The sequence below is a fragment of the Emticicia sp. C21 genome (assembly GCF_003418935.1).
Classification (GTDB): domain Bacteria; phylum Bacteroidota; class Bacteroidia; order Cytophagales; family Spirosomataceae; genus Emticicia.
Genome location: NZ_QVMT01000016.1, coordinates 91,210 through 97,282, shown reverse-complemented (window position 1 = coordinate 97,282; position 6,073 = coordinate 91,210). Strand labels below are relative to the sequence as shown.

The 6,073-nt window shown below is 37.5% G+C and carries 7 protein-coding genes; 1 reads left to right on the top strand and 6 read right to left on the bottom strand.

The genetic code is table 11. From position 1 onward, the window contains the following. Nucleotides 1–135 precede the first annotated feature (135 nt). Entirely contained in the window at nucleotides 136–615 is a 480-nt protein-coding gene (locus D0T08_RS25045) for a response regulator (protein ID WP_116985495.1), read from the top strand. 122 nt (nucleotides 616–737) lie between these two features. Here D0T08_RS25045 and rny read toward each other — a convergent pair whose 3' ends face one another. From rny to D0T08_RS25015, 6 genes are all read right to left on the bottom strand, one after another. Continuing rightward, entirely contained in the window at nucleotides 738–2,303 is a 1,566-nt protein-coding gene (gene rny, locus D0T08_RS25040) for a ribonuclease Y (protein ID WP_116985494.1), read from the bottom strand. Between the two features lie 154 nt (nucleotides 2,304–2,457). Then, the gene (zapA, locus tag D0T08_RS25035) at nucleotides 2,458–2,754 is read right to left on the bottom strand and encodes a cell division protein ZapA (RefSeq protein ID WP_116985493.1); all 297 of its coding nucleotides are present in this window, start codon (nucleotides 2,752–2,754) and stop codon (nucleotides 2,458–2,460) included. Between the two features lie 34 nt (nucleotides 2,755–2,788). After that, entirely contained in the window at nucleotides 2,789–3,160 is a 372-nt protein-coding gene (locus D0T08_RS25030; RefSeq protein ID WP_116985492.1) for a hypothetical protein, read from the bottom strand. A gap of 8 nt (nucleotides 3,161–3,168) precedes the next feature. Next, a complete protein-coding gene (locus D0T08_RS25025; protein WP_116985491.1) occupies nucleotides 3,169–4,338 on the bottom strand; it encodes a PLP-dependent aspartate aminotransferase family protein in 1,170 nt (389 codons plus the stop codon). Nucleotides 4,339–4,371: 33 nt separating this feature from the next. Then, a complete protein-coding gene (locus D0T08_RS25020; protein WP_116985490.1) occupies nucleotides 4,372–4,938 on the bottom strand; it encodes a 1-acyl-sn-glycerol-3-phosphate acyltransferase in 567 nt (188 codons plus the stop codon). Continuing rightward, nucleotides 4,931–6,067, bottom strand: coding sequence for a site-2 protease family protein (locus D0T08_RS25015; protein ID WP_116985489.1), 1,137 nt, complete (start codon nucleotides 6,065–6,067; stop codon nucleotides 4,931–4,933). The genes D0T08_RS25020 and D0T08_RS25015 overlap by 8 nt, the downstream gene beginning before the upstream one ends. Between the last annotated feature and the right edge of the window lie 6 nt (nucleotides 6,068–6,073).

Here is a 6,073-nt window from a genome sequence, read left to right as displayed (position 1 = left end):
TTAAAAACTTACTGATTAGATATGAAACAAATGCCAAGCATTGGTTGGGATTACACTATTTTGCCTTTGCAATCATTATCCTCAGAAAAAAGTATCAGTTGCATAAACATTAAACAACTTCAATGACTGCTATTTATGAAACCAAACAAAGTAAAAATTATTTTAATAGAAGACGACGAAGATGACCAGTTACTTTTTTCAATGGCATTAGACACTATTATAATTCCTACTGAGCTTACAATCATAAAGAATGCAAAAGAATTACAAAGTAACATACATTTAATTCAGAACTTACTTCCGGATATAATTATTATTGATATAGAACTGGGAGTGGTGGATGGATTGGATTATTTAGAGAAAATCAGGAGCAATAAATCGCTCAAAGAGACACCTTGTATTATTCTTACAGATTCTTTTGCCCCTTCCCGAATTGAAAAAGCGTATAATTCCGGGGCGAATCTTTATATTGTTAAACCTGTTGATTTTTCTGAACTGATTAATCTAATAAGGAAGATCTGTGAACTTAATTGGAGTGAATATTTCCCACCAAGGCCTGAAGTATTTTACGTCCATGATAAGTCTCAAAAGCGAAGTAATACTACTAACCTTTTGTAATTATTTAAAAGGAAAGTAAAGAAGTAAATCTCGGTAAAGGGTCATTGAATAAACTCTTGTAGGTAAACAATAAAAAAAGGCGTTGTAAAACAACGCCTTTCTATAAAATCTATTTATTAACCTTATTTCGCATAAGCAACACTACGCATTTCACGAATCACAGTTACCTTGATTTGTCCAGGATACTGCATTTCTTTTTCTATGCGCTGTGAAATGTCAAACGACATTTTGCTGGCAATTTCATCATTTACGTTTTCAGAATCTACAATTACACGTAATTCACGTCCGGCTTGTATCGCATAGCATTTTTCAACACCATTGAACGATAATGCCAGGTCTTCCAAATCACGTAGACGTTGTACATACGACTCCATCATTTCACGTCTGGCACCCGGACGAGAACCCGAAATGGCATCGCAAACCTGAACGATCGGCGAAATCATTGATGTCATTTCAATTTCATCGTGGTGAGCACCAATGGCGTTGATAACCTCTGGATGTTCTTTATACTTCTTAGCCAACTCCATCCCTAACAAGGCATGTGGTAATTCTTGTTCTTCGTGCCATACTTTACCAATATCGTGCAATAAACCTGCACGCTTGGCCAGTTTAGCGTTCAGACCTAATTCAGCCGCCATAGTAGCACACATTTTAGCTACCTCGCGTGAGTGTTGTAAAAGGTTTTGTCCATAGGATGAACGGAAACGCATTCTACCAATCATTCTGATCAGTTCTGGGTGCAAACCATGAATTCCTAAATCGATAACGGTACGCTCGCCAATTTCTACAATTTCGTTCTCAATATCTTTTTTGGTTTTGCCTACAACTTCTTCGATACGAGCCGGGTGAATACGACCGTCCTGCACTAAACGATGTAAAGACAGACGGGCAATCTCACGACGGACAGGGTCAAAACTTGAAATTACGATAGCCTCTGGGGTATCATCTACAATTACCTCAACACCTGTTGCAGCCTCCAAAGCACGTATATTACGGCCTTCTCGACCAATAATTTTACCTTTGACCTCGTCACTTTCGATATTAAATACTGATACACAGTTTTCGATGGCTTGCTCAGACGCAGTACGTTGGATGGTCTCAATAATAATCTTTTTGGATTCTTTGGTTGCCGATAACTTCGCTTCTTCAATTGTTTGTTTGATATATGAAGAGGCTTTTGTTTCGGCTTCTCCTTTCAGGGCATCAATCAATTGTTGTTTGGCCTGATCAGCAGTCAGATTGGCAATTTTTTCTAATTGTTCTACCTGTTGGCCTAGCATTCGCTCGGCTTCTTCCTTACGCTTATTTGCTACCTCAATCTGTTCGTTGAGCTTATGTTGTAAAGTATCTAATTCAGTTTCTCTACGCTTGTTTTGCTCTAACATCTGGGCAGCCTGTGTCTGCATTTGTTTTACTTTCTGCTCATTCTGAATGATGAAATTTTTGCGCTTATTGGCATCTTCATCAAACTCTGCTTTCAACTTCAAAAAGTGTTCTTTTGCTTCTAAAATCTTGTCTTTTTTAAGGTTTTCGGCTGTTTGTTGGGCATTTTTAAGTAATTCATTTACACGTACTTCGGCTTCGGCCTCTTTGCTTTGGAAAGTTTTCTTAATGAATGCTCTACCTACAAAGAACCCTATTACCAAAGCTAACAGGTCTGAGGCGAGCATTGTGATGATTTGTGACATCAATTTATATGTTTTTAAAAATTAAGAATGAAACAAAAACCATTTTTGCTATATAGAATCCGGCTATACTGGGACAACAGCCCAAACAAAACCCTATCAAAAATGATTTGATCGACAGATAAGCAGAACAGCTTTGATGAAGAAACGTAGAATATTAGTTGAGTGTAAGGCGATTGCTGAGATCTTCTAACCTTTTATCAAGGTCTTGTTGCAGCAAAAGGTATTTATCCTGATTTTTTTGGTTTTCAACTACTCCTTCAATGGCAACTATTATCAGGAAGTCCAAAAAATCCATATCACCTTCCTCATTTTTTTTCATATAAAAATTAAGGCGTTGGTTGACAAAGGTAGCCGCATTGCGGAAATAAGGCTCCAACTCTGGCTGAATCTTAAGTGTAACTACTCTTTGTAGTACCCTTAAATTGATTTCTATTTTTTCACTATCTGCCATTGTTGAAACACCTTCAAGGGCTTTTTAGGTTAAATTATTCTTCGTTCAGCAACTCAACGCACACATCAATCTCTTGTATTAAATCTTCTATTAGTTTCTTCAATTGAGCCTTTTCTTCAGACTGTCGTACTTTACTAGCTACAATTTTAACACTTTCTTTTTTAATTTCTTTGTTTTTTTCAATAAAATCTTGATTTTTTTGCTTTATTTTCAATTTCTTTATCTCCTCATCCTTCTCTTTAATGATTTTACTGAGTGTATTTATCTGAGTTTTAAGCAATAGAATTTCTTCCTGCGCCTGCGATTTCTCAAATAAAAGGGTATTAGTCAGTTTATTAAAAACTGTGAAAGTTCTGATGTTTTCAGCTTTAACTATCTCTGCAATATATTGTTGTTCAACAGTCATGGTGCTTATTACATACTCTTTTTAGCTGCTTGTTTAAAGTCTGCAATTAAATCGTTTATATCTTCTAAACCTACCGAAACCCGGATTAATCCTTCTGTAATACCCAATTTTGCCTTATCTTCTTTCGGCAATTTGCTATGCGTGGTAGTATTAGGATTCGTGATAATTGTACGCGAATCTCCCAGATTAGAGGATATAGAAACAATTTTTAGTTTTTGTGTAAAACGATTGACACGCTCAAAGCCACCTTCCAGGTCAAAGGTTACCATTGCACCACCAGCTTTCATTTGCTTTTTAGCTAGTTCATATTGCGGATGTGAAGGTAAATGCGGATATTTCACGTTTACAATCCCCTCCATTTTCTCCAGTGCTTTAGCCAGCTTCATTGCATTCTCACAATGTCTCTCCATTCTGAGTTCAAGGGTTTCTAAGCTCTTTGATAATACCCATGCATTAAATGGTGACATTGAGGGGCCTGTATGTCTGCAAAAGAAACGAATCGGAGCCATCAATTCTTTTGTCCCTGTAATAACTCCTCCCAATACACGGCCTTGTCCATCCATAAATTTCGTAGCCGAATGTACAATCAGGTTAGCACCATAATCAGTTGGTGTATGAATGATAGGTGTAGCAAAGCAATTATCTACATAATAAATCAGATTATGTTTTTTAGCAATGCGCCCAACCATCGCCATATCGACCAGTTCTAAGCCCGGATTCGATGGTGTTTCCAGGTATATCATTTTAGTATTTGGCTGAACCGCCGCTTCCCATTCACTTTCAGGAGCCGTTGCATCTAAATACGTATGAGTGATCCCCCATTTAGATAATATCTGCGTAAGAATCTGATGCGCAGAACCAAATAAAGCTCTGGATGAAACCACATGATCACCAGATTTCAAGTGTGCAGCAAAGCCCGCAAATACAGCAGCCATACCTGTAGCAGTTGCCAGACCTTCTTCACAGTTTTCGAGCATACAAACTTTATCAATAAACTCTTGTACTGATGGATTTGAAAAACGTGAATAGAGATTGCCTTCTAATGTTTCATCAAAAATTGCTTTACTTTGCGCCGCATCTTCAAAACAGAAACTACTTGTCAGGAATAATGGGGTAGAATGTTCTCTATATTGTGAACGTTTAGTTTGAATTCTTATTGATTGCGTCTGTTTCTTCATTGCCAATTTTGTACTAACTGATTAATCTATCTATTAAAAATCCCCTTTTTCATAATTGGCTAACCAATCTTTTTTAACACCTTCAATCTGATTGAAGAAAGGGATGAAATATTTTTTCATGTCTGCCTCAAAATCTCCGCTGGTATAAAATGGTTTTTCAACAAAAACGGTTTTTCTTGGATAATCAAAACCTACCATAATAATAGGTACTTTTGCTTCATGTGCCATATAGTAAAAACCTGTTTTCAGCTTTCCTACATTTTTGCGGGTGCCCTCGGGAGCAATAGCTACCAGAAGTCTTTCATGTCTGTTAAAAGTCTCGGCTACCTGCTGAACAAAGTTAGTGCTATGCGAGCGTACAACAGGAGTACCACCTAATGCCCTGAATAACCAACCAAAAGGCGGGCGAAACAGTTCGGCTTTACCTAAATACTTGATTGATTTGCCTAAATCAGAACGAGCACCTACACCAACCAGGAAGTCATACCAGGTTGCATGAGGTGCCACTGCCAAAATTCCCTTTTTTAGATCAGGTGGGAGATTATCAATTGTTTTCCATCCCGCTAATCTGAAAATGGATTTTGATAGCCAACTAAGCATTTTGTATAATTGTAAACGGCTTTGGTGTAAAGCACAAAATAAAAATTAACAGTGCAAGCCAACCCAAAATCTGTCTTTCTAAAGTAAGTGGTTGCTTGTCGTAGGTTGGAGGGTGGTAGATTCCTAAGAAACGGCCAATCATTAAGCCAAAAGCTAAAAATCCTGAATATCCCTCAACTGTGGGGTAAAAATAGGAGAATATTAACTGAATCGCAATAACACTAAAGGTTATCAGCAAATTTGTCATCAAATTTTCCGAAATTCTCGAAAAGCATAGGTAGGTAAACCCAATATAAAGGGCAAATTTCCAGACAATGTCTGTATCAAAAACAAAAAACTCGTCAACCTTAAACAGTCCTAAACCGGCATAAAAGACAAAACCAGTAAATAAGATAGGAGAAACAATATTAAAAGCTCTGTCGCCAATTAAACCGTAAAGGATATGTCCTCCATCTAGCTGACCAATTGGGAAGAGATTCAATGCTGTAAAGAAGAGGGATAAATATCCCGCAAAAATAATAGGATAATTTGTATATAAGTAAGGGTGAGGTAGATCACCTACAGCTATATAATCTTCAAAAAACTTAAATAGTAAGCTATCTCCTAATTTAATAGATACGTAGTCAGGAGTAGTCTCTAAAAACTTGCCATACTCCATTCCATACTGGTTGAGTTGAGGGAACAGGTTAAAAACGTAGTCAAGGCTTGGCAAGTGGGTAAAACCATACCAAAGGACAAATAAGGCTGCCACAAATCCAGCTAATGGCCCGGCAATGCCTATATCAAAATATTTTACTCTTGATTGGATGCGCTCTTTGATACGGATGAATGCACCCAGGGTACCAAATGTAGAACTAAGGCCACCCAGCCATAGAGGTATATAAAAAGGAAGCGTTACGTCTGTTTTGTGTTTTCTTGCTACAAAGTAATGCCCGAACTCATGGATGGTTAGGACACCTAAAAATGGGATAGAATACTGAAGACCTTGGACCAATTCATGCCAACCCATCGTATTCGTTCCGAAAAAGAAAGAATTACCGAAAATCCATTCGGCTCCTGTAATTGTTGTGGTGATAAGCGTAACGACAAAGAGGGTAATTTGTATAAGTAATGTTCGGTTTTGCTTCATTAGCTA

Coding starts and splice junctions, on each gene's coding strand:
- D0T08_RS25045 (WP_116985495.1), top strand. CDS start 136: ATGAAACCAAACAAAGTAAAAATTATTTTAATAGAAGACGACGAAGAT.
- rny (WP_116985494.1), bottom strand. CDS start 2,303: ATGTCACAAATCATCACAATGCTCGCCTCAGACCTGTTAGCTTTGGTA.
- zapA (WP_116985493.1), bottom strand. CDS start 2,754: ATGGCAGATAGTGAAAAAATAGAAATCAATTTAAGGGTACTACAAAGA.
- D0T08_RS25030 (WP_116985492.1), bottom strand. CDS start 3,160: ATGACTGTTGAACAACAATATATTGCAGAGATAGTTAAAGCTGAAAAC.
- D0T08_RS25025 (WP_116985491.1), bottom strand. CDS start 4,338: ATGAAGAAACAGACGCAATCAATAAGAATTCAAACTAAACGTTCACAA.
- D0T08_RS25020 (WP_116985490.1), bottom strand. CDS start 4,938: ATGCTTAGTTGGCTATCAAAATCCATTTTCAGATTAGCGGGATGGAAA.
- D0T08_RS25015 (WP_116985489.1), bottom strand. CDS start 6,067: ATGAAGCAAAACCGAACATTACTTATACAAATTACCCTCTTTGTCGTT.